We start from the raw sequence: 24,494 nt of genomic DNA, 5'->3' as shown, positions 1-24,494 counted from the left end.
GGCGGACTCACATGAATTTTTGGCAAATGATCCAGAACCGGCAAGATGATATCCTGCAAGCTACGATACAGCATATTCAAATTTCATTTGTAGCGCTTCTGATTGCAATCGTCATCTCTATCCCGACGGGCTTGCTCCTGACTCGGTATCCGAGAGCTGCCGGCCCCATCATCGGGCTCGCTTCGCTATTCCAGACGATACCAAGTCTCGCGCTGTTAGGTTTTATGATACCGCTGCTCGGCATTGGCATGACGCCAGCCATCATTGCCTTAACCGTCTATGCCTTGCTGCCGATCATGCGCAATACGTACACCGGTATTGTCAATGTCGAGAAGCCGCTCAAGGAGGCTGGTACCGGCATGGGCATGACGAGCTTGCAGGTCATGATGAAGGTCGAGCTGCCGCTGGCGCTGAGCGTCATCATGGCCGGCATACGTACGGCGACCGTCATGCTGATCGGAGTCGCAACGCTTGCTTCGCTCATAGGGGCTGGGGGACTCGGTGACCTGATCTTCCGCGGCATCTCCACCGTCAATACGGAGCTGATTCTGGCAGGCACCATTCCAGCCGCATTGCTGGCGCTTGCCTTCGACTTCCTGCTGGAGAGAATGGAGCTTGCCGTTACTCCGAAGGGCATTCGTAAGCATGGCAAGAGCAAGTCGAAGCTGAGCAAGGCGCTGGTTGCTGTGCTGGGCATCGTTATGACCTTGCTCGTTGTGACCGGTCTCGTGCAGGCGCTGAACAAATCGACAGACAGCTCCAATACCATTGTAGTTGGAGGTAAAAACTTTACAGAGCAAGACATCTTTGTACATATCATGTCCGCTCTAATCGAAGAGAAAACCGACCTTAATGTCCTTCGTAAGTCGTATCTAGGGGGCTCTCAAGTAACCCATAATGCCATTACTAGCGGAGGCATAGACCTGTATCTGGAGTACACAGGAACCGGATGGACTTCTGTGCTGCAGCAGCAGCCAGTTGGCGGCGAGCCGGAGGAGACGTACAATCGGGTGAAGGAGGCGTACGAAGAACAGTTTGACGTTACTTGGCTGAAGCCGATCGGCTTCAATAATACGTTTACACTCGCGATGCGCAAGGACAAGGCCGAGCAGCTTGGCATCCGCAGCATTTCTGACGCAAAAGCACATGCAGCCGAATTCAACTTCGGCTCAACGGCGGAATTTCTGGAGCGGCCCGATGGCTTCAAGGGACTCACAGAAGCATATGGCATGGAATTTGGAAGCATAAAAGGGATGGACATCGGCCTTACGTATACAGCCCTCAAGAACGGCGAGCTCGACATTATCGGCTCGGATGCGACTGATGGCCGCATATCGGCCTTCAACCTGCTGATCCTTGAGGATGACAAACAATACTTCCCGCCGTATTATGCGGTGCCTATTATCCGAATGAAAACGCTCGAAGCCCATCCCGAGCTGGAAGAGGTGCTGAATCTGCTGGCGGGCAGAATCGACGATAACATCATGTCCAAGCTGAATGGCGAGGTGGATATGAATGGCCGTCAACCAGAGGAGGTAGCGGTGGAGTGGCTGAAGAGTGAAGGATTGATGCAGTAGGATACAGGAGACCAGTCGCTTTCCCCTTGACGAATCTGTATTTTGATAGGCAGCAACGCGAACGTTGACGTTGCTGCTCTGTATTTGTTCGTACAGATCAGGAGTGTCTTAAATTGGGTGGACTTCAATTTTCAATCCAGCAGCTCCACCCAAATAGCGGTACGAAGATGTATGACTTCGCCGGGCTCGATGCCCCTGCTGCCAGTCAGACCGGCATCATAAGGCAAGTTAAACCCATCCGTCACATAGGTATATGGCTCCAACGAAATGGAGGATGACCAATTAGGCTTGAAAACCAGCAGAAACGGAAAGCTCTCATCCGTCTCATAAGCAATCTGATAACCGCTCTCGATCATACGAATGCGGCTGACACGTTCCCCCCCAGCTAACGTGACAAGCGAGCACCCCAGCTCCGGATAGTCTGGAAGCGATATACCTTCCCAATCGTTCAGCTTCTCTACCAGAGCAGTGCGCTCCGGCAATCCGGTCACGAACACCTCATTCGTCACTGGCCATTCATTGTTCGCAGCAACAGTTAGACGTGTCTCTTCAGGCGGCAAATGAAAATACGGATGAAGGCCGAACGCAAATGGCGCCGTTTGCGAACCTTCATTGAAGACGGCAACTTCCATGAATAGACGTCCCTTGTACAACCGATGTGTTACATTAAATTTAAGCTCATGCGGATAGTAGGCCATCATGTCGGCATGCAACGAAACCTCGAATTGGCCTGTCACAAACGCCCCCTGTTCGGTAGAAACACCATAATCGATTACGGTCCACGCCCGGCGGCATAGCTCACCATGCAAATGATTGGGCGGCTCGTTGATAGGCAGTTGGTATCTGATCCCGTTAAACACGTATGTTCCTCCCTGAATTCGGTTGGGAGGAAACAAAATCGGCGTTCCGAAATACGTTCTCGCGTCCGGATTATCGATAAATGCTGTTATATTCGGCGGAGACGACAAGACCGGAATGCCTCGAGAGCTATAAGCTATAACATTGTTGCCCGCTTCCGGCATGACCACTGCAACCGCGTCATGCTCAGAATCGTGCAGCTCATATACCTTTGCCCCGTCCTGCTCCAAAACTCTGACTTCATAATGACTTCGATGCATTGCATTCAACCTTTCCATCTCGTTTCTACAAACTTTCTGGAATGACTATACTCGTCTCCGTATAATAATATTGCTGCTCCGGCCTCTAGCCGCTACCTTCTTTCAGAGACTTGTCATCGTGTCTTGGTTTCGCTTACAACACCATCATACCGAGGATGGGAGGACTTCATAAGGACAATAAGCGACTTCCGATGCTCTGATTTCGACCTGGTTTCCGGCGCGTTGATAGATACATTTTCAAGGGTAACGAAAATAAAGAAAGGTGCCTCAGCACAGTCGCTAGGCACCTTCTGTATCAATAATCATTATGCAGTCGGACCGAAACTCCTCCATCGATTACCAGAGAGGAGCCCGTCATATAGGACGCCTTGTCGCTTGCAAGAAAAGCGACAAGCTCACCGATTTCGGCAGGCTCTGCCATTCTCCCCAATGGTATATTGCGGGTCAGCTCAGCCTCCATACTCTTGCGTTCATCCTTAGCAATGTTGCTCAAATAACGATCCATAGCTACATTCCGCGTCAATCCCGGCAGCAACGAATTGATCCGGATGCCGAACGGCGCCAGCTCCAGCGCAAGACTCCTCGACATCGCCGTTACACCGCCCTTGATCGCCGCATAGGAGCTGAAGCCCGGAAGTGTAACATGAGCATGTACGGAGGCGATATTAATGATGGAGCCCGACCGGTTCCGTCTCATATGCGGCAGCACCTGTTGAATAAGCAGAAACTGTCCCTTCAGATCCGTGCGGAACACAAGGTCCCACTCATCGGAGCTTATCTGCTCCAACGGCTTGTGATAATGTGTACCCACATTATTGATTAATATGTCGATATCACCGAATCGTGAGATGGTCTGATTCACGGCCGCCTGCAATTCTTCCTCTTTGGACACGTCTGTACGTATGAACAGCGCTTCTCCGCCGGCTGCAGTCAGCTCTTGCACGGCCGCTTGACCGGCATGTTCGTCCCAGTCCAGCATGACGACGCGGCAGCCCTCCCGAAGCAGCACTTCGACTATCCCTCTGCCGATTCCTCCGGCGGCGCCTGTCACAATTGCAATTTTCCCCAACATATCGCCAATCTGCCTCCTTGTTCTGAAAGCCGCTTGCGGTGAGTCTCTGTGCAACAAGCCAATTAACCCTTCACACCGGAGAAGGCTACGCCCTTCTCAATATATTTCTGAGCGAACAAGAAAATAAACAAAAGCGGGAACATGGACACAAATGCGCTGGCCATCAACATATTCTGCATGACGCTTGGCTGGTTCTGCAGATCGTTAAGCGCAACGGTAAACGTCCAATACTGCGGTGAGCTGTTGACGATAAGCGGCCACAAAAATTCGTTCCATACCGGAATAAAGGTCATAACGCCTACCGTAGTAAAGATTGGGATAGACAACGGTGTAACGATCTGCAGGAACGTTCTCAGCTCGGAAGCGCCATCAACCCTTGCAGCCTGCAGAAGCTCCCTTGATACTTGGTCGAAAAACCCTTTGAACAGAAAGATAACAATTCCCCAAGCCGAGTGTGGCAGAATAACGGCAAGCAGAGAGTTCACAAGACCCAAGTCCTTCATTAGCAAATACATAGGCAGCAGCAAGGAAATATCGGGAATCATGATCGTTGCCAAGAAGAACATGATCCAGAAGAACTTCCACTTCTTGCTGTCGATCAGGTGGGCAAGCGTATATCCCGCAAGTCCGCCTAATACCATCTGCAGAAGCACACTTGAAATCGTGATGATCGCACTGTTCAAGAAATATTGTGCAAATCCTAAAGCGCCCGCTGTGTCCTGCGCCATCTTGTTGAGCGCTGTGTAGCTGCTGAATATTCGGATCCAATTGGCTTTCTCATTAATCGTTACAACCTGACCCTTTATGAATTCATTGGATTGATAGAAGGTAGAGAATCGACCGGACAAGTCTGATTCGGCAATAGACGGAGTTACCTGGACACTCTCGCCCTCGTCCCCCTCCCACTTGAATTTGGACAGCTTGTTCTCCTGGATAATGGGCAGCTTATTGTCCATCATCTTGTCGTTGAAGATCGTTGTCGGCACAACCTTAGGCTGTCCCACAAAAAACATCGAGGAGGTAGTCTCAGCCGTATAGAGCTTGCGCCCGTCCTTCACGCCTGTGACGGTCACATCTCCGATGCTCTCCCGTATATTCTTCATCCAAGGATACCAGGTTGCCTTCATGGCATCCTTCTCATAGAACACCGGATCGCTCTCATCAATGCCCGTATAATCTATGGTGACATGAATCGACTGCGGAATCGTTGGCAGCCATTTGGGAGGAAATGAGTTAATATCCTTTTCTGTCTTAAGTGAGGAGGCGAACATCCACAGAATAGGGATGAGCGCAAAGATTACGAACGATACTGTTACAATATAGGCCGTAATCTTTAGCGATCTTCCCCCTTTTTCCCTTATGCGAGTACGTTCCATATGATCAATCCTTTTCTGCGGAAATTTTATTCTGAATAATGGTCAGTACCGCAATGACAATAAACATGAACACGGATACCGCACCGGATATACCAAATCGGGATTGCTGGAATGCAGAGTTGACAACAAGCATGGACACCACCGTTGTACTGCCTGCAGGTCCGCCTTGCGTCATAATATAAATATGATCATAAGCAAGCAGCACGCTTGACATAAAGGCTACAAATTGGATCACGATAATAAATTTGATATTCGGCAGAAGCATCGTCCACATTCTTCTCCATGGACCTGCTCCGTCCATCTTGGCTGCCTCCAATATTTCGGTCGGGATAGACTTGAGAGCAGAATAATACAACAGCAGAGAAATACCATTGCCAGCAAACACGGCAGGCAATACGATGGCAAGCTTCGTCATCGTGGCATCGTTCAGCCAAAGATAGGGACCTAACCCAACGAAGTCAAGCCAGTAGTTCAGCAAGCCGAAATCCGGGTTGTACATCCACTTCCAGACAAGAACACCGCCAACAAGCGGCATGATAGTTGGCAATTGATACATAAAGCGGAAGAAGGCATTGCCCTTCTTAATATCGATCAGGAACAAAGCCTGGACGATCGGTATCCAGAAGGTAAGCCCCAAATATAAAGCAAAGAAAATAAATGTATTCGAAATCGCTTGCCAGAACGTTGCAGATTTCAGAAATTCCGTGTAATTGGCGAAGCCGATGAATGTGCCAGGCGGATTGACAATACTGTAATCGAACAAACTAATATAAGCCATATTCAATAGCGGATAGTACTTGAACATCAGATAACAAATCACAGAAGGCAGTAGAAACAGAACAGGCACCCAGCGAATGTTTAATTTTTGCAACATATGTCTCCCTCACCCCAGGAACGGCTATCGGGATTCCCCCGGACGGGGGAATCCCAATGGCTATTATTTTTTAACTTCTTCGTTGTATTTGTCTACGACTTCACGTTGTGCCAAATCTTGCGCCTTCTGCATAACCGCCATTGGATCGACTTTCTCATCCAGCAGCACCTCTTGGACAGCTTTGACAACGTAAGGGCTCAGACGAGCTTTCAGGAAGTACTCCAGACGACCTTCGCCTGCTGCCGCTTGCACATTTTCGATTAGCTCTTGCGGCATACCTTCTACGAATTTAGAAGCATCCACATCGCTTCTTACATTAAGCAGGTTCGGGAAGATGCCGTTATCCATTTGATATTGAAGCAAGCCATCCTGCACTTCCTTCGACATCAGGTATGTGGCATACGTAAACGCCGCTTGTTGCTTCTCTGGTGTTGCCTTCGGATTGAAGATCCACACCGCTCCGCCAACTTGCGCAGGGGATGTGCCGCCAGGTCCAGGTGGCAGTGCAGAGAAACCGATGTTTTCGATATCCATTCCCGAAGATACCATTCCGCCGAACCAGTTGGATGCAGCGATCATAGATGCCGCGCGGCCTTGGTAGAAGTCGTTGGAATTTTCGTCAAGGCTTTGAACGACATTCTTTTGTGTCGCATTATATTTGAACTTCAGATCCTGATAATATTGAAGCGCCTGCACAGCCGGCTCGGAAGTGAAGGTCAGCTTCGCCGTTCCATCCTCTTGCTGCTCCGTCAGATCCCCGCCAGCTTGCCATACGTAATATTCGAAGAACCAGTCGGCCCAGTCCATGCCCAGCAAGGCGTAGCCGTATTGATTTTTGGACGCGTCCGTCAGCTTCTGAGCCGCTTCGCCGAACGATTCCCAGTCCTTCAATGCTGCTTCCGGATCCAGTCCTGCATCAGCAAACATTTGTTTGTTATAGGCAAGGCCCGTTACATACATGAAGTTCGGGATACCATAAATTTTGCCGTCCCTGGTCGCTGCTTGCGTTGCCGAAGGCAAGAACATATCCTTCTCCGCATAGTTGTTCCATAGCTCTGTCACATCAGCTGTGATGCCTTGGTCGATGTAGGATTCCATATCCGGGAACGCATTGGCGTATAGATCCGGCTGCTCGCCGCCGACAACCGCCGTCATGAACTGCTCTCTTTCTTTAGTCAGTGTTTGCATAACGTGCTCGACTTTAATGTTCGGATATTTGTCGGCAAAGTCTTTGAATACCTGTTCCCAGTAAGGTTGTGCGGGATCTCCATCCTGCGGCATGTCCCATGCTACGATCTCAACCACTTCATCTGTTGCAGGCGGCGCTGAAGCCGAATTGCCCCCGCTCTGATTGTTACCGCTTCCATTATTGCCTCCGTTGTTGCCGGAGCACGCTGCCATGAACAGCGATACAACAAGCGTCAGTGCAAGAACAGCCATTAGTTTTGATTTCTTTTTCACTGGTGAATCCCCCATTCGAATGATGTGCTTTACACTTCTTATTGTAGTGAGAATGGGTCCATGAGGCGTAAGAATATATTAAGCTGTTCATACGAATATCTTAACTATAGTCACAAAAAAAACGAGCGAAGGCTAAGATAAAAGCCGCCTCGCTCGCTGAAATTATTGAAATTCAATATTATAAGGGTCTATGACCTCACGCTGAGCTTTTTCCTGCGCTCTAGTGAGGGCATCATACGGGCTCGCATCCTCGTTCAGCAACACTTCCTGAACCGCTGCAGAGACATAAGGACTCAAACGGGATTTGAGGTAGTACTCTAGCCGGCTTTCCTCTGACGCCTTCTGAATATTGTCGACCAGCTCCTCCGGCATACCTTCCGCATAGGCCATTGGATCAATATCTACCCTGACGGACAATAAATTAGGCAGCATCCCCTGCTCCATCTGGAAACGAAGCAGCTCATCCTGTGCGTACTTGGATGTCATAAAGGTCGCATAAGTAAAGGCTGCCCGCTGCTTCTCCTCGGTTGCTTGCGGGTTTAATATCCAGATGCCCCCGCCTACTTGCGCGAGTGACACCCCGGCGGGTCCGGCCGGAAACATCGCAACCCCTATTTCGTCCATATTAAACCCCGACTCTCGCATTTCTCCGAACCAATTGGAGGCTACAATCATCGTAGCAGCCCGTCCGGCATAAAAATCCTTTTTGTTGTCATCCAGACTCTGCAAGGTGTTAAGCTGTGTCACGCCATCCCGAAATCTCAGGTCTTGGTAATAGCTCAGCGCCTGAACTGCGGCATCCGAATTGAACGTCAACTGAACGGTTCCATCTTGATTCTTGCTTGTCAGATCGCCTCCGGCTTGCCAAACATAATACTCGTAGAACCAATCCGCCCACTCGGTTCCGAGAATCGCATAGCCGTATGGATTGCCAGACCGTTCGGTTACTTGCTCGGCTGCCGCCGCAAAGGTATCCCAATTCCGGAAAGCTTCTTTGGGATCGATGCCATTATCCTCAAAAATCCGTTTGTTATAAGCCAAGACGGTCACATACATAAAGTTAGGAATGCCATATATTTGGCCCTCCTGCTCCGAAGCAGCCATTGCAACAGGAGAATATTTTGTACTATCGGGATAATTGCTCCATAATTCTGTAATATCCGCAGGAATGCCCTGGTCAATGTAGGATTCCATGTCGGGGAACGCGGCATTGTACAGATCCGGCTGCTCGCCTCCCGCCACCGCAGTCATAAACTGCTCTCGCTCCTTCTGGAATGCGGCCTCCATATGGATCACACGAATATCGGGATATTTCTGCTCGAACTCTTGGAACATCCGCTCATAATAAGGCTTCTCGGCAGAGCCCGCAAACGGCTTATCCCAAACCACGATCTCTACAATGGGCTCCGGCATTCCGCCTTCCAGCTTCAAATGGGTATAATTGGAGCATGATGTCAGTACCAACATAACCGTGCTTATGATTAACAAGGTTCTTGCGAAGATACCTGCTGCCACGTGGTTCACCCCCTTTCTACGACTTGTGCATGCTCTTATCTCTATACTGCCCTGGCGTTTCGCCAAATCGCTTGCGAAATACACTTCCGAAATATGCCGCATCGTCAAAGCCTACCCTCTCGCTTATATCACGAATCTTCATATCCGTATCCACCAACAATCTGGTTGCCTCCATCATCCGAAGACCATTCAAGAAATCGACAAACGATTCACCGTATTTTTCCTTGAATCGCTTGGAGAAGTAATTGGGATGGATATAGAAGCGTTCGGCAATCATGGCAAGCTGAATTGGTTCGGCGTAATGCCTCTCCAGATAATGTCGGACCGCTTCCATAATTTCTTTTCCTTCGAGATTGTTCGTTCTGGATAATAAGCCGATCATATTCGTAACCAGCCTCTTCATTCGTTCGACAATTTCGTTCCATGCCGTCGCTTGCTGCAGCTCCCGTTGAAGATCCGTCAGCTCGCCGATCGCCCACTGCGAATCCGTCGCATGGGCTAACCAATATTTGTTGAGGAACAAATAAAGATCGATACAGAACCATTCTACCATCACATAGCTGGAGGAAGGCTCTTGCACAATAGCACCCAATCTTCGTTCGATCCACTTGTGGATTTTCTCATTGTCCCACTTGCCCAGCCAATCCTCCAGCAGCTTGACGTCCTCATTGCCGATAAACGACTTGCGCTGCGCCTCCTGACCGGAATGGACTTCGACAGGGGATTGATAGATCCGATTCCCGCCATGCAGGATCGCGTTCCTTGCGATCCGCCTTGCTTCCCGATAGCTCTCTTGTACCTTGGCCATCTGATTCTGATAAGGTCCTACTCCAATAGTGACGCCTAGCTTGAGATACTTCCGGATCCCGAACGAAATCGCTTCCAGCGTATAATTCACCCCGGCGTTGTCTTGTCCCTTCTGAAGGCCAAGCACGTATACCAGCTCAAAGCGCCGCAGCGAATGATGAACTAGGATGCCTTTAATTTTATTGGATAGAAATCGTTCCGTTACAATATTTTTGATCGCGAACCAGAGCAGCTCTTCCTCGCCTGGCCCAAAGGACTGATGTGGAACCTTGAATGGATCCAACTGGAGAACTACCGCAGTAAAGGCCGTTCCATGCTTCGCGAGCTCATCGAGCTCGCTGCTGGCTACAGTAATATCCTCCTCCTGCAGAAATTGGGTTAGCGCCTGCTGGCGAGAAGCTTCCTGACTTGTTTCGGCAACAGTCTTAAGCTCCTGGATCATCTGATCCGTTTGCTTCTCCGCCTCCTTGCGCTCAAGCAAACCCATCAACGTCGTATACAGCTCATCATCCTCCAGCGGCTTTACCAAGTAATTGCTGACTCCGTACTTGATTGCCTGCCTGGCATAATCGAATTGATCGTAGCCGGTCACAATAACCAGCTTTACCTTGGCATCCAGCTCTATCGCATGTTGGATAAATGTCAGTCCGTTCATACCGGGCATATGAATATCCGTCACAATCAGATCAGGCTTTGCGGTCTTCATCAGCTCCAGACCTTTAAGGCCGTCTCCCGCTTCGGCAACGACGGTTACAGGCAGACCGGTTTGACGAATTTTATGAATAATGCCTTGTCTAATAATAGGTTCGTCATCCAATACCATAATTCTCATATCGTTTAAGCCTCCTAATCGGGCAAATAGGTCTTGATCGTAATCGTGAAGGTTGTGCCGTATTCTGCATCGCTGCTGAACGTAATGCCGCACTCGGGTCCATATAACATCCGAATACGAGATTGCACATTGCGCAAGCCTATGGAGGCCGAAGCCTGTTTCGTCTCAAGTCCGGCTGCGGCATCCTCGTCCTGCAGGAGACTATACATCCATTGCTGGCGCTCCTCCTCGATCACCAAGCCATTATTCCATATTTTCACTTGCAGCTCATCATCATGGTGACGAATCGCCTCAATACGGACGATTCCGCCTTCCACACTGTGGCTAATGCCATGATTAACGCTATTCTCGACAAGCGGCTGAAACAATAGCTTCGGAATAGGGACCCGTTCCAGACCCGGCTCCAGATAAATTGTATAATCCAGCCTGCTGTCAAAGCGGATTTTCTGAATAGACAAGTACAGCCGAATTTGCTGAAACTCTGCGTCGAGCTTGGACACATCGTCGCCGCTAATATTGTAGCGGAACATTTTGGCCAGCGATCGGCTAATCAAGGAAACTCTATCATCCCCATGTATGGAGGCAATACTATCGATAATACCTAATGTGTTATATAGAAAATGCGGATTGATCTGAGATTGAAGCGACTTGATCTCCGCGTTTTTTTTCACAATTTCCGTTTCGTACACTTTGCTGATCAAGCGGTTAATTTCCTTTGTCATCCTGTTGAATGATCGGCTCAAATATCCAATCTCATCTTCGCTTCGTACCGGGAGAGTGACAGAATAATTACCTTTCTCAATCGCTTTCATCCCTTTACTAAGCAGCTTAAGCGGTGTGATCGTGCGGGATGAGATAAGTCCGGCTAACAGCATCGAGAACAACAGAGTAAATAATCCGATCCAAATCGTTCGTTTCGTGAAATTGTCGACGGACTCCGTCAAGAGCCGGGTCGGCACTTCCGATAATACAATCCAGCCTGTCTGACCCAGACTGTCATAGACGATCAGCTGATCCTCGTCAGCACCAGCACGGTAGTAGTGCCCCTTTGTCTGACTGCGTACCATAATCAGCTCTTCCTCGGTCAAGATACGCTCTCCACGTTCGGACATGTTCCCCGAATATACGATGGTGCCCAGCTGCTTGTCCACCAGATAGGTACGGCTATCGCCGCCCCCTGCGCTCTCCTCGAGCCACTGCTCCAGCGAATCCGATGACAGCGTGAACAGCATCACACCAATGACCGGCCCTGGCGATGTCAAGGATATTTGCCGGATAGCCTGTACATAGGACAATGTATAACCGGAGGATTGCTCTGACACATTGGGACTGTAATTATCCGAAGGCAGCCATAATCCTTTTCCATTCGCTTCTATCGCAGCATCAGTCAATCGCTGCATTTCACTTTGCGTAATCAAGGTGGATACCAGTCCGCCTACTCGCATGGAGAAGCCGTCAAGCTGCGATATGACCACATTCGATACAATGGGATGATTGTATACGAAATTGGATATTTTGCCGCGATAAGAGCTTTGTCCATCAGGATCGGTCCCCATGCCGCGGACGAATTGATGAAAGTCGACATCTCCGAAGTAATTCCACGCAAAGCTCTTGACGTTCGTCATATTCGCATTCAGTGTAGAAGCGGATTGCTGCGTCATACGCAAGTGGGTATTCACGGCCTCCCCCCGCAAGTCGTTAGCCGTACGGGTATAGAAGTCGAACAAGAGAACAAACACAATCAAGGCGATAATGACCAAATAAGACAATAATATTTTGCGATACAAGGACTTGCCGATGTATCGGGTTATAACATACAATATCCGCAATGCTCCATCCCTCCTTCCGATATCCCATCCTATTATATTGTAAGGGATGAACTACAAAGTGGAAAAGAGCACCACCTTCCAATTGGAAGCGAAGTGCTCAAATCAATGGCAACATACGACATGCTACTTCTGAGTCAATCGAAGATTGTCCACGATAAACGATCCACCGCTTTCCGGCGCATCTTCCCACAAGTATACATTCACAGAAATGATTCCCGACGCGTCAAGCCCTGTTGCTTCCGCTCCCCAGAACCCCTCCTTATCTCCCCATGCAGCCTCGGAGGCCTTGAATTGATTGATCGTAATAGTCCGCGATTCCTTGGCCCCGATTACAAAATAGTAGGTGCGAAGCGCACCCTTCGCATCCGTAATATTGGCGCGCAGTTGAATCGGCTGCATATTCGGATTGGTCACATCGGCGACAATCTCCGGCTTCGCTCCCAAATGCCATGCTGTTGCAGGCTTGAGCTCCACGCCGGAATAATCACTGTCGAGCGTGCCGACCGTTACCTTCATCGCCCGTTCTCCCTCTGTTGCTCCAGAGGCTTCATACTGAACCGTAGCCGACTTGTACGCAGAGACGATGGATAAATCCTCGTCAGCCTCAAAGGAAAGGACAAATGGATTTCCTTGCTCGCCGCTTGCGTCATCCGTCCCCTTGCCTAGAAACTTGATGTCATAAGCTCTTGCGTGAACATCCTTTGCGGCGCTAACCATCTCTTCATAAGGTCTATCGACAACATCTACAAAGCCTAAGTTGTAATTCTCACCATCCCATGCGCGCCCAAGCAGCGGCTGGTCCACATATTGGAACCAATGCGCCCCTACAAAATAAGGATTGCTCAAGACCGTCTCCATATAGTGCGCATATTTTTCGCCGCGATTCTGTTGATCAGCAGCTGAGGTATCTGCGTTAGGTCCAGTCCCGAACATGCCTCTATCGTCTGAGGCGAATGCAAATTCACCAATAATAGCAGGCATATCAAGCTCCTCAAGATGCATCCAGTTTTCTCCTTCAACATCCTCTTTATACACATTGAAGCTGATTACATCCACATACTTCGCAGCCGCCTTCTGCACCTCTTCGCTTGTTCCCCACTCCGCAAATCTGGATCCCAGGTAGAGCGTGTTAGGAAGCTTCGCGGTAACCGCTTGATCTACGATGTGGAAATATTCGTCCGCCAGCAGACTTAGCATCGCCGAGTAGTCCGGCAGCATCCCCTCTGACAGCTGTGCAGGACGATAAGGCTTGCCGAGCGCATCAAAGGAGGTGAAGGCTGTGCCCCACTTATTGTTCAAATCCGCAATCTTGTTCTGATAGGCCGCTTTCAGATGCTCCAGCATCGCTCGTTTGGCATAGCTGCCCTTTGTAGCGCTGTCCATAGCCATAATATTGCTGATCAACGCATACTTGCTTGCTGTATTGGCGGGATTGCCCCATGCGATTTCGTTGTCGATATAGACGCCGATCAGGAACTTGTCGTCCTCTACGCCATACGCCAGAATCTGATCGTCCAGCATGTCGTCCACACTCGTCTTGAACGCAGGATCGAACGGATCCGCTACCGGAGCCCAGCCGCCTCCGCTTGGAATAGTTGCATGCTCTCCCCAATGCGTCCAGCCATTGGCCACATAAGCCATTTGATGTTCCTCGCCCTTACCGAAAAATAACGTCGGATCCGACCAGTTGCCGAGCGAGCTGAAGCCCCAGCTCTTGAAGCGATCGACGGATATATCCTTCCACGCATTCACATAATCCTGGCCATACTTGCGTTCCAGATTGGCTTGATAATGATTGAACAGCCAACCCTCCGTCTGACCCAGCGGAGCTGTACCTACAATTGTCGTATACGTATAATGGTCGCCCAGCTCTCCATCCTTGGATGGAAGTTCTATGAACATGTTCTCCCTACCCGAAACCCATGTATTCATATCATCCAATCGAACGATATCCAGGCCATTTGAGAAGAATAAGTACCCTTCGGGATCAACCAACGTCCACTTGCCCTCATGCTTCGTTACCCTGAAGTGACCGGTTCCCTCCAGCTTCGGACCGTTCAGCCAACCGCCATATTTGCTGGTCTGCAAAGGTTTATCACCGGCCAGTTGATCCGCTTCCTCCTCCCTTGCTGCAAGGAGATCATCTTCGGTATGTACCTTGCCATCCCACTCCAAGCCCGTGTATTGCCCATAGCCGTCCACCAGATCATCCATATAGCTCAGATCTGTATTGGGATCGCCGATGACTGAGATATTATCGAACAGCAGAGTCGATTCCTGCTTCGTATACATTTGCCACAGCTGGAATTCGACAATATGACTTGTGTTCAGGCTCTTCTCTCCCCAGCCGTAGCCAAGCTGGCTGCCGGCAGGATTTGGAGGCAGAAATCTCATGCCGAGATCCAGTGATTCCGAGCCCAAGCTGAGAAAATACTTCTGCGTGCTGTTTGCCTTCGCAACGGCTGCGCTCACCGTAGAGTGGGCAACCCCGTCTGCACTCTTGTCATCGTCCAGACGCAGATAGAAGCTAATATCCTTGTCCGTCGGATTGGTTACCTCAAAGGACAATGCTTTGTTCCTGCCGAAATTCCAGGCTGTTGTCGCCGTGAATTTGACTGTCGGGAAGTCCGCTGCTCCGTAGATGACCTTCAATGCGCTGGAGTCCGTCGCCTCATTACGCACAACCTCAACCGTCGAATCTCCTGTAGCTACGAATGTCGGAATTTCACCGTTCTCGAAATCAAGAACAGGGAAGCCCGAACGATGGGTAATGGCACGATCAAGCGCAGTGACTAGCTCTGCGAACGTAATCTTTCCTTGCGGACGCAGCTTGCTGCCATCACCTACGAATAGGCCGGCGTCATAAGCGGATTGAAGCGCTTGCATACCTTCAGCGGTCATACCGGCCAGATCCGAGAAATGCCGATCAAGCTCTTGGCTTGCAGTCGCTTCACGGTCTAGCAGGGCAGCTGTCAGAATAACAGCCTCTTCGCGCGTAACCTGCTTATTGGGCTGATCGGTGATCATGACACCACTATCGTCATTTGCCTCTACTCCTTGGACAGCCCAAGCCACTATTGTAGCATTCGTCAGCTTGGCAGCATCCATTGCAGCCCATCCCACCGAAGCCTCAATCAGCTTCGCCGTTTCCGCTCGAGACAGATGGCGATTGGGGTTGTTCACCCCTTCCGAATCCGCCTCCACATATCCCTCCTGCACCCAGGCCTGGATCGTAGGATCCGCCCAGTGCTTGGCGGACATGCCGTACGCCTGTGATGAGAATGCTCCAACTACGATTGCGATGGCCAGAACGATCATACTGTACCGCTTCATCCTCTGCTTCCCTCCCATATCTAATTAGCAATTGAGCAAGCTCCTCGGAATCCAGTTTCTTGTGCGAGGCCCGCCGATTGACAGCGGTTACAACGCAGCTTGACCTTCGTTCATCTTGTATTCCGATTCATTTGCCCCTTCATTCTATCTAACTATGGGGGGGATATCGCATAAATATCTTAAGCAAATGCAGGGTAAAACTATAAAAATCGTAAGCCATTGCTACAGAATAACATAAGGAGCAGCGGGGCTTGTCCTGCCAGCCCCCGCTGCTCCTCAATGGCCTTTCTCTATGGCCTTGCACTATGGTCTTGCTCTATGCATAATTCATGTATACAGTTCGCTTCTGGAGATATCCTTCTATGCCGTATTCGCCATCCTCGCCGCCGATGCCGCTAAGCTTGTGACCGCTGTGATAGCCCTGCATACACCCCGACATGCCTTGGTTCAGGAACACCGTCCCGACCTCCAGCACATGCATGGCCTGCATCATCTTGCGATAATCGCTAGTGTACAAGTAGGCAGACAAACCAAGATCGCTTGAGTTAATGATGTCTACCGCTTCCTCGAAGCTCCCGATTCGAACGATTGGCAGCACTGGGCCAAATATTTCTTCTTGCGCCGCAGCCATCTGAGGCGTCACATTCGTTAACACCGTTGGCTCGTACCAATATCCCTTTTCAAACCCGCGGCCCGTCGGCCGCTTGCCGCCCGCTGCGACAGTAGCGCCCTGACGTACCGTCTCCTTCACGATCGCATCTATTTTCTCCAGATCTCTGCCGTTCGCTTTGGGTCCCATCGTCACCGAATCATCGAACGGATCGCCAAGCTTCACCGACTTGACGCGCTCTAGCAGCTTCTCCGTAAACTCATCCGCAATGCGCTCATGAACAAGCACCATCTCATTGCAGATGCAGACCTGTCCGCAATTCGCGAAACGTGCGCCAACCGCCGCTTCCACCGCTTGATCGATATCTGCATCATCCAGCACAACAAACGGCGCTTTGCCGCCAAGCTCCAAGGATAACGCCGTAATGTTGTCCGACGCCGCTCTGTAGATGGCCTGCCCCGCTCTGACGCTGCCCGTCACCGTAACAAGCTTCGTGATGGGACTGCTGACAAGCTGTTGCCCAACCTCCACTCCTGTTCCCGTAACGAGATTGGCTACCCCAGGCGGGAAACCGACCTCATCAATCAGACGGAACAGCTCGATCGAGGCAACAGGTGTAAGTTCATGCGGCTTAATAATCATCGTGTTCCCTGTCACAAGCGCCGGTCCCAGCTTGCGTCCAATCAGCGCAAGCGGGTAATTCCAGGCACATAAGCCTACCGTTACACCGTAGGGCACCTTCTGAATCATGAGCATTTCACCTTGACGGTCAGCAGGCAGGACATCACCCTTCAAGCGAGTCGCCGATTCCGCTGCATACATGAAATAGGCCATTGTATCGTCTACTTCGCCGAGCGCTTCGCGGTACGTCTTGCCTTGCTCCAGCACAAGCAGGCGGGCAAGCTGCTCCCGCTCCTCCTTTATCCGCTCTACCAGCTTCATGATATAACGTGCCCGCTCCACTGCGGGCAACATCTTCCAGGAACGCTGCGCTTTCTCCGAAGACAAAAGCGCCTTCTGCACATCCTCCGCATCCGCATCGCTTACATATGCAATCACTTCTTCATTGGCCGGATTAAGCACCTCTGTCAAGCGTCCTGAAGCCGAATCTGTCCATTGGCCGTCTATATAAAGTCGATAATAGGTCATCTTGTCTTTCGTCACTTTCATCATAACCTTCACCTCTTATTCGTAGGATTGCACCATTCTAACGCCTCCTGGCCAATCTGTTATACAAATATTTTAAGGAATATCTATGAATTTATTAGCTAATCCAGTAATTTCATTCGCAACTACGCCCCTATGGGCTCCACCTAAGATAAAAAAACACGCCTCATTAGTGCGCTATAATGTTCTGCTGGCTTTTCTAAATCGAACCTTCCAAGCAGCCGAACGACCACAGCTTTCCGAGATCGTTATCATAAATCCTTATACCGATAATGACTCGCCTCGATCTTCGACACCAGGCTAAAACGTCAGACGGTAGCTTGAAGAAGGACAGCCCTAAGAGCCTCAAGATATGCGTTACGATAAACATCATTGATTTCACCATTCTTCCCAATGAGCGATACCATAATGTATTTCATCTAAGAGAGGATCGCAACGGGATTTCGTTAACTGATGATCTTGAAATCCATTTTCTTGAGCTATCGAAGCTTGACTATGAACATGCCAGCGCTTCAGAAGGCTTGCTGAATTGGTTACTTTTTCTGAAAAGTGACAATACAGAATATAGGGAGGTGCTCAAAATGCAGGAACCTGCGCTCGGCAAAGCAATGACCGTTCTAGAATTCCTAAGTCAAGATGTAGAAGCTCGGCGCCTTTATGAAATGAGACAGAAGGCATTGCATGACGAGGCTTCTTTGATGGAAGGTGCTCGAGAAGAAGGGGAGCGAAAGGGCAAGCTAAAGGTCGCCAGCAATATGCTCGCTAAGGGAATGGATCTGGAATCCGTGTCAGAGTTGACCGGAATTCCGATTGAGGAACTTAAAAATGTACCTTATTCACAATAATAGTCTGCTGTCAGGGATATCCGTCTTGACAGTTTTTTTATGTTACCGCTTGTTATCTAAGAGGCTTCAATGTAGAAATTTCACAGCTTGTTACCGGATTGTTACCGCAGCACGTTTTCTTTGCATGTAAACCTCTTAAAAAAATTGAAAAACCCTTGGTAAACAAGGGTTTTTCAAGTATGGAGCCTAGGGGGATGTCCGAATCTTGATTATATGGCTGACGAAGCCAATTCGACGAGGACTTTTAGCGGTGAATTCAGACGCCGTGCTCGTCCGTTAGAAGCATATGCTTCGAAGCATCACTTCCACTTCCTGCGCGCGGGCGAACCTATAGGGGTTCTCTCCCCCCAGGCAATCCAAACGAAAAACGCCATCACGATTTGTGATGACGTTCTCTTCGTATGGAGCCTAGGGGGATCGAACCCCTGACCTCATCGCTGCCAGCGATGGAATGGCTGTTCGCTGCAGTCCGATTAAAACCGTGGAAGCTTTATCCTGTCTGGGTTTTTAAAGATCGCTTTCCGATCTATTCGGACGGCGTAGGACGGTAGGGGACGAACTTCGTCCCCATTTCGTCCCCAAGCTACCGGCTAAATAAGACTACTTCTAGGAACGACACTAGCTTCTGTTTTCCAATCACACACGTTGAATAAGCTAGTCTTTGGCGACTTGTTGGGCAACGCAATAAAAGACGCATCGTCGATTCCTTTCCAATGCCATCACTTCTTATCCTTCAACAGATTACGATACTCCGTCGGCACCATCCCTGCGTACTTCTTGAATATCTTCGTGAAGTGGGAGAAATTCCAATACCCCACTGCGGAGGCAATTGCGCTGATCGGCATGTCCGTTTGAGCAAGCATTTCCTTCGCCCTTCTGGTTTTTTCTTGCATGACATAGTCGGATAGAGAGGATCCCGTTTCTTTCTTGAACAATCTTGTCAGATGATCGGGACTTAAGTACACGAGCTCCGCTAACTCTTCTCGGGAAAACTCTTTATCGATGTTTCGAGAAATATAACGGATAACGGACTGAACAACGGTATCGGTCTCTTCCACCGCTAACGCTTGATTCATCGCTTTGCCCACCGCATGCTTCACCCAATTCAGCATATCCATGACGGTCCGTCCCGCCATCTCGGACAAGTGGCCGGATTGTTCATCCCCCAATAATTGATGGGCTTGTATGCCCTTTCCATACAGATATGAATGCACAACCTGCATAAAATCCTGATTAAATTGTTGCAGAAATTTTGCGCCGATTCCTTGGTTTCGTCCTTGATCAAGCAAGTACTCTTCTAATTCATGAATGACGGCTTCCTTAGTGCCGGTCTTGAGCAAGGTGGACAATAAACTCCAGTCAGGCGAGGGAATGCTGGTGTCGATGAGATCGTCTTCACGATATTCAAGCACTTGGTTCACGAACGTCACGTTGTCGCGGTCCCGCTTTCTGAGGCTTGCAACCATGTCGGCCATATCGTGCGATTTCACGGCCTGCCCCAGGTAGCATGACATATCGCAATAGAAGTAACGATTGCATGCTTCAATATATCGATGACCAGCCTCTTGCAATTGCACCAGGCGATTAGACGCCCAATCCGTTTCTCCGCTGCCGGCTACAATAACAAGGAGCAGGTCTTTCTCCAGATGAAAAACGATGCCGTTCCCATGATCTCCGCTTATGATTTCTTCTGCCGTATTCTTAAGAGCGTACTCCAAAATTTTTTCGTCGCGTCGTCTCAACTCTTTATGCCACTTCTGAACGGAGATTAAGATCGGCAGGAAAACCATGTCATCCGTAATCGGAATATGATGACGATCGATCTGCTCGCGAACGGCATTCTGTGTACTTGGCGTGGAATAGTTGATGAGACTCCGCCAGAAATGTTCGATGATCAGGGCATGATGCTTCAGCCAGAGCTGATGGGACTGCTTGTTCCGGTTCACTTCCGTGTTCAGCTCAATCAGGCTTTGCGCTTTCCCGATCGCTTGCTCCAAGTCGTCGGCAAAGACCGGCTTCAGCAAATAATCGACGCTTCCAAGCTGCAGGGCTTGCTTCGCGTACTTGAAATCCGCATGACTTGTAAGAAAAATCGTTTCCGTGGTCGGATAATGCTCGCGCACCCATTCCAATAATTCCAAGCCGCTGCCTTGAGGCATCTCGATATCGCAGAGCAAGATCTGAATATCCTCCTGCTCGAAAATATCCTTCGCCTGCCGAATATTAACGGCCGTGAACAAACGCGAAATACCCAGCTTGCCCAAATCGAGATCCGATTTGACACCTTCGATGGCATGCACTTCATCGTCAACAAGGAGTACTTGATAGGTCATGTCATCGCCTCCATCGCCGGATTAGTCGGAACAACAATTTCCACTGCAGCCCCTCCGGTATCTTTTTCATTATCATAATGGATAGATGCTTCTTCGTTATACAGCAGCTTTAATCGCCGATGAACGTTCCAAATGCCGGTATGCTCGCCTTGATTGTTCTGGACGCTTCTTCCCTCCTGAAGTACTTGAAGCACGTAAGGATGAAACCCGCATCCTGTATCCACAATTCGAATCCTCATGCGCGAGCCTTGCTCCTCCTCCAGAAATTCGATCTTTACAGTTATATGGACTGGCTCATCAAGCGTTACTGCATGTTTGATCGAGTTCTCCACGAAGGATTGGATAAAAAGTGGAGGAATCGCCGCATCGCTTAAATAATCGGGAACGTCGATGCTCCAAGTCAATTGGTCCGGAAATCGTAGCTGCTGAATCTTTAGATAGTTCCGAGTGTGGTCGAGCTCATCCCGAATAGTAACGAACGACGTGTTGCTTCGGAACAAAAACCGGAAATATCGAATCAACGCGACCGTCATCTGGATAATCAGTTCATGATTTTTCACCTTCGCCATATTGCAGATAAGATTTAACGCATTGAGGAAAAAATGAGGGTTCACCTGCAGTTGCAGCCGCTGTAATTCCTCTTTTTGTTTATTCAGCTGTTCTTCGAAAACGTTTACGCGAAGTGTTTGGATCTCCGTCATCATGGAGTTGAAGGAGTCTCCCAGCAGTTGAAACTCCCCCGATGTCTTCCGCATGTCGACTTGAACGCTCCAATCACCGCCTCGAACTTTCTTCATTGCCACTAAAAGGCGGTTCAGCGGCCTCAAAAATGCTCGCCTTAATGCAAACAGACCCACTGGGATGAAGAAGATCGCGCCAATCGTAATGATCCAAATGATGCGCTGTAGATATGGAAGATTAGCCAATATATTCTTATCAGGGATTAATGTCACCAAACTAAAGTTTCCCCTAAGTGAAGATGAGCCTACGATCAAATACTTATTGTCAGAGCCGGATAAATAATAGCTCTCCGATTCCCCGCGCAGCACAACACCATTTTCGTTCACAATACTTGTGTTCGTGATGGGTTCCCCTTCATCGTTCGCCAGAAGAATCTCACCCACCTTGCCCATCTTCAACGAACGTAGAGGCGTGATTAACTGATCGGTCCGGATCCATGCTCCGAGATAAGCGCTCCCTGACTCGACGATATCAATGAAATAATGATCCTGGCCGATTTGATGATACTGCCATCTCTTTGCCGCCTTTTCAAGCGTATTATCCCTTTCGTCAATGAGATCAATGATATAACTCTTAACGCTATCTTTTTCCTCTGTGGAGATTTTTGCGCTGCTAGGAATGTCCATAATATCCTGCCTTTTCTCCTCATATACAAAGAAAGAGCTCACGGTAGGATATAAGGCAATTTTATTTCTAATGGAGTCAAACAAGTAGATTTTCGCCGAGTAGTAGTCGTCATCCGTCTCGGCTTGGCTGAGCGATAACAAATCGGTGCCGATGGCGATCGTATTCATGTACGCATCTACATCGTTTAAGCCGCTGTCGATTTGGTTCATGTACAGACTAAGCATATCATTATAGGAAACGGCAACTTGTTCGCGCACGACTTGGATGGCGTAGAAGTTGTTATAGATCAACATCCCGACAACCGGCAGCGTCATGAGCAGCACGCTGGAAATGAGTTTGTTGCGTAATGAATTCGCTGACCAGTGTCGCTTCTCCAACATCATCATGTTCGACTCCTTATTCCGCATTGGTCCCATCATACATGAAAAGAAAGCCCGAACGCCACAACCCGAATCACTTTCGGTCATGGCGTGTCGGACATGGATGAACAAACAGATCAGCCTTTTACAGCCCCGATCATAATACCTTTAATAAAATATTTCTGGAAGAACGGATAGGCGACGAGGATAGGAAGAACTCCTATGACGGCAATCGCCATTTTCACCGAATCGGTTGGCATTTGTTGCATGGCGCCTCCGGCGTTGCTGCTCAAATTCGTGCTAATAAATTGAACGTCCTGCATAATCCGGTTCAGCAGGTTCTGGATGCTGAAATACTCCGGTTTGGTAATATAGATCATGCCGTTCTGCCAGTCGTTCCAGTACATAATGCTTGTGAACAATCCAATCGTTGCAAGGACTGGCGTCGAGAGCGGCATCACGACGGACCATAAGATGCGATATTCGCTTGCTCCGTCAAGTTGTGATGATTCAATCAAAGCCGGTGGGATGGTTGTCTGGAAGAACGTACGCATCATCATGACGTAGAAACCGTTCGTAAGCAGGCCGGGTATGATGAGTGCCCATATGGTGTTCTTGATATCAAAGATCTGCGTGTACACCAGGTACGAGGGGACCAGCCCGCCATGGAATAACATCGTGAAGAAGACCAAAAACATAATCAGATTCCGATGCGGCGTCTCGCTCCTCGAAAGAGGATACGCAAGAAGCGTCGTAAGAGACAATCCGATGAGCGTTCCGACAACGGTGATAAATATCGTGACGCCATAGGACCTCGCGATATCCGAACCTCTCTCGTAAAGATAGGTGTAGGCCGCAGTGCTGAAATCTTGGGGGATGAAGGAATATCCGCTAGCGATGATGGCATTCTGATCCGTAAATGATGCCGAGATTAGCAGCAAGAATGGAATCACGCAGACCGCGGCAAATAGAAACATTGAGACATGGCTAATCGAAGTTATTATTTTACTTTCCGTTTTCAAATGGGCCGCCTCCTTAGAACAATGCGTTATCTTTGTTGTATCGTCTTACCAAGTAATTCGCCAGTATGACGAGGATGAATCCGACGATGGACTGGTAAACACCTGCCGCGGTAGACATTCCGATATCGCCCGATCCCGTTAAGCCTCTGAATACGTAAGTATCGATGGTAGCAGTTGTCTCGAACAGCATACCGGAATTCATCGGAACCTGATAGAATAAACCGAAATCGGAGTAAAAAATTCGTCCGACATTGAGTAAGGTCAGCATAATAATGACTGGTGTCAGGATAGGCAAAGTAATATGGATAATCTGATGCCAGCGGCTCGCGCCGTCCAGTCTTGCCGCTTCATAGTACTCTTCGTCGATCCCCAGCAACGCGGCGAAGAATACGATGCTGGAATACCCGACGCCTTTCCAGATGTTGACCAATGTCAGAATCACGGGCCAGTATTTCGCCTCGCTATACCACATAATTCCCTCTTCTATGCCAAGCCATGGCAGGATCGTTTTATTGATAAAGCCCGTATCCGCGCTGAGCAAAGCGTATACCAGATAACTGACGATAACCATCGAGATCAAATGCGGCAGCGTGATGAGGCTTTGGTATGCTTTCAGCAGCACCTTGTTCTTAATCTCATTTAACAAGATCGCGCAAGCGAGCGACAAAGCCGTTCCTAACGCGATGAAGACGACATTGTACAGAATCGTATTGCGAGTAATGATGTAAGCGTCTGATGTTTTGAAGAGGTACTCAAAGTTCTTCCAGCCGATCCAATCACTTTGAAGAATGCCTTTGGCGAAATTCACGTCCTTAAAGGCGATGACGATCCCCAGCATGGGCAAGTAGTTATTGAAAAGCAGATAAAGAAGACCGGGAACCATCATAATGAGTAGGGGCAGGTATTTCCTGTATTTATTCTTCGTCTTTACTTTCGGCCCGGCCGATACTGCGGACATCGATGTATGTTGTCCCATATGCGATCCCTTCCTTGTCC

At 49.2% G+C, this 24,494-nt stretch carries 16 protein-coding genes; 2 read left to right on the top strand and 14 right to left on the bottom strand.

All coding sequences use genetic code 11. The annotated features are described in order from the left end of the window. Positions 1-11: 11 nt before the first annotated feature. On the top strand, positions 12-1,577 hold the full coding sequence (locus ACX1C1_RS15640) for a glycine betaine ABC transporter substrate-binding protein (RefSeq protein WP_458953100.1): 1,566 nt from the start codon (positions 12-14) through the stop codon (positions 1,575-1,577). 131 nt (positions 1,578-1,708) lie between these two features. On the opposite strand, the gene ACX1C1_RS15635 is transcribed toward ACX1C1_RS15640, so the two are convergent. The 10 genes from ACX1C1_RS15635 to aldA form a co-directional block, all read right to left on the bottom strand. Next, a complete protein-coding gene (locus ACX1C1_RS15635) occupies positions 1,709-2,695 on the bottom strand; it encodes an aldose epimerase family protein (RefSeq protein WP_458953099.1) in 987 nt (328 codons plus the stop codon). 295 nt (positions 2,696-2,990) lie between these two features. Further along, positions 2,991-3,767, bottom strand: coding sequence for an SDR family NAD(P)-dependent oxidoreductase (locus ACX1C1_RS15630; protein ID WP_458953098.1), 777 nt, complete (start codon positions 3,765-3,767; stop codon positions 2,991-2,993). Between the two features lie 62 nt (positions 3,768-3,829). Beyond that, positions 3,830-5,143, bottom strand: coding sequence for a carbohydrate ABC transporter permease (locus tag ACX1C1_RS15625; protein ID WP_458953097.1), 1,314 nt, complete (start codon positions 5,141-5,143; stop codon positions 3,830-3,832). A gap of 4 nt (positions 5,144-5,147) precedes the next feature. Continuing rightward, on the bottom strand, positions 5,148-6,017 hold the full coding sequence (locus ACX1C1_RS15620; protein ID WP_458953096.1) for a carbohydrate ABC transporter permease: 870 nt from the start codon (positions 6,015-6,017) through the stop codon (positions 5,148-5,150). A 63-nt stretch (positions 6,018-6,080) separates the two neighbouring features. Further along, the gene (locus ACX1C1_RS15615) at positions 6,081-7,478 is read right to left on the bottom strand and encodes an extracellular solute-binding protein (RefSeq protein WP_458953095.1); all 1,398 of its coding nucleotides are present in this window, start codon (positions 7,476-7,478) and stop codon (positions 6,081-6,083) included. A 162-nt stretch (positions 7,479-7,640) separates the two neighbouring features. After that, positions 7,641-8,993: an extracellular solute-binding protein gene (locus tag ACX1C1_RS15610; RefSeq protein WP_458953094.1), complete on the bottom strand. Its 1,353-nt coding sequence runs from the start codon at positions 8,991-8,993 to the stop codon at positions 7,641-7,643. A 16-nt stretch (positions 8,994-9,009) separates the two neighbouring features. Next, positions 9,010-10,632: a response regulator gene (locus tag ACX1C1_RS15605; protein ID WP_458953093.1), complete on the bottom strand. Its 1,623-nt coding sequence runs from the start codon at positions 10,630-10,632 to the stop codon at positions 9,010-9,012. Positions 10,633-10,646: 14 nt separating this feature from the next. Then, entirely contained in the window at positions 10,647-12,461 is a 1,815-nt protein-coding gene (locus ACX1C1_RS15600; RefSeq protein ID WP_458953092.1) for a sensor histidine kinase, read from the bottom strand. Between the two features lie 123 nt (positions 12,462-12,584). Continuing rightward, the gene (locus ACX1C1_RS15595) at positions 12,585-15,794 is read right to left on the bottom strand and encodes an S-layer homology domain-containing protein (RefSeq protein WP_458953091.1); all 3,210 of its coding nucleotides are present in this window, start codon (positions 15,792-15,794) and stop codon (positions 12,585-12,587) included. 316 nt (positions 15,795-16,110) lie between these two features. Further along, positions 16,111-17,577 carry an aldehyde dehydrogenase gene (gene aldA / locus ACX1C1_RS15590; RefSeq protein ID WP_458953090.1) on the bottom strand — a complete coding sequence of 489 codons (1,467 nt, stop codon included), beginning with the start codon at positions 17,575-17,577 and terminating at the stop codon, positions 16,111-16,113. A gap of 314 nt (positions 17,578-17,891) precedes the next feature. Between aldA and ACX1C1_RS15585 the strand changes: the two genes are divergently transcribed. After that, a complete protein-coding gene (locus ACX1C1_RS15585; protein WP_458953089.1) occupies positions 17,892-18,416 on the top strand; it encodes an Rpn family recombination-promoting nuclease/putative transposase in 525 nt (174 codons plus the stop codon). Positions 18,417-19,135: 719 nt separating this feature from the next. Here the strand turns inward: ACX1C1_RS15585 and ACX1C1_RS15580 are convergent. From ACX1C1_RS15580 to ACX1C1_RS15565, 4 genes are all read right to left on the bottom strand, one after another. Beyond that, positions 19,136-20,749 (bottom strand): response regulator, encoded by a 1,614-nt coding sequence (locus ACX1C1_RS15580; RefSeq protein ID WP_458953088.1) that lies wholly within the window; start codon positions 20,747-20,749, stop codon positions 19,136-19,138. Next, the gene (locus ACX1C1_RS15575) at positions 20,746-22,503 is read right to left on the bottom strand and encodes a sensor histidine kinase (RefSeq protein WP_458953087.1); all 1,758 of its coding nucleotides are present in this window, start codon (positions 22,501-22,503) and stop codon (positions 20,746-20,748) included. The genes ACX1C1_RS15580 and ACX1C1_RS15575 overlap by 4 nt, the downstream gene beginning before the upstream one ends. 110 nt (positions 22,504-22,613) lie before the next feature. Further along, positions 22,614-23,498, bottom strand: coding sequence for a carbohydrate ABC transporter permease (locus tag ACX1C1_RS15570; protein WP_458953086.1), 885 nt, complete (start codon positions 23,496-23,498; stop codon positions 22,614-22,616). 13 nt (positions 23,499-23,511) lie between these two features. Continuing rightward, positions 23,512-24,474, bottom strand: a complete 963-nt coding sequence (locus tag ACX1C1_RS15565; RefSeq protein WP_458953085.1) for an ABC transporter permease — start codon at positions 24,472-24,474, stop codon at positions 23,512-23,514. Between the last annotated feature and the right edge of the window lie 20 nt (positions 24,475-24,494).

It is taken from the genome of Paenibacillus sp. strain BS8-2 (assembly GCF_054483835.1).
The sequence above is the reverse complement of the archived record's forward strand: the minus strand, read 5'-3'. Positions and strand labels throughout refer to the sequence as shown.

Excerpts from the sequence above, each read along its gene's own strand:
- ACX1C1_RS15640 (WP_458953100.1), top strand. The coding sequence starts at position 12 with ATGAATTTTTGGCAAATGATCCAGAACCGGCAAGATGATATCCTGCAA.
- ACX1C1_RS15635 (WP_458953099.1), bottom strand. The coding sequence starts at position 2,695 with ATGCATCGAAGTCATTATGAAGTCAGAGTTTTGGAGCAGGACGGGGCA.
- ACX1C1_RS15630 (WP_458953098.1), bottom strand. The coding sequence starts at position 3,767 with ATGTTGGGGAAAATTGCAATTGTGACAGGCGCCGCCGGAGGAATCGGC.
- ACX1C1_RS15625 (WP_458953097.1), bottom strand. The coding sequence starts at position 5,143 with ATGGAACGTACTCGCATAAGGGAAAAAGGGGGAAGATCGCTAAAGATT.
- ACX1C1_RS15620 (WP_458953096.1), bottom strand. The coding sequence starts at position 6,017 with ATGTTGCAAAAATTAAACATTCGCTGGGTGCCTGTTCTGTTTCTACTG.
- ACX1C1_RS15605 (WP_458953093.1), bottom strand. The coding sequence starts at position 10,632 with ATGAGAATTATGGTATTGGATGACGAACCTATTATTAGACAAGGCATT.
- ACX1C1_RS15595 (WP_458953091.1), bottom strand. The coding sequence starts at position 15,794 with ATGAAGCGGTACAGTATGATCGTTCTGGCCATCGCAATCGTAGTTGGA.
- aldA (WP_458953090.1), bottom strand. The coding sequence starts at position 17,577 with ATGATGAAAGTGACGAAAGACAAGATGACCTATTATCGACTTTATATA.
- ACX1C1_RS15580 (WP_458953088.1), bottom strand. The coding sequence starts at position 20,749 with ATGACCTATCAAGTACTCCTTGTTGACGATGAAGTGCATGCCATCGAA.
- ACX1C1_RS15575 (WP_458953087.1), bottom strand. The coding sequence starts at position 22,503 with ATGATGATGTTGGAGAAGCGACACTGGTCAGCGAATTCATTACGCAAC.
- ACX1C1_RS15565 (WP_458953085.1), bottom strand. The coding sequence starts at position 24,474 with ATGGGACAACATACATCGATGTCCGCAGTATCGGCCGGGCCGAAAGTA.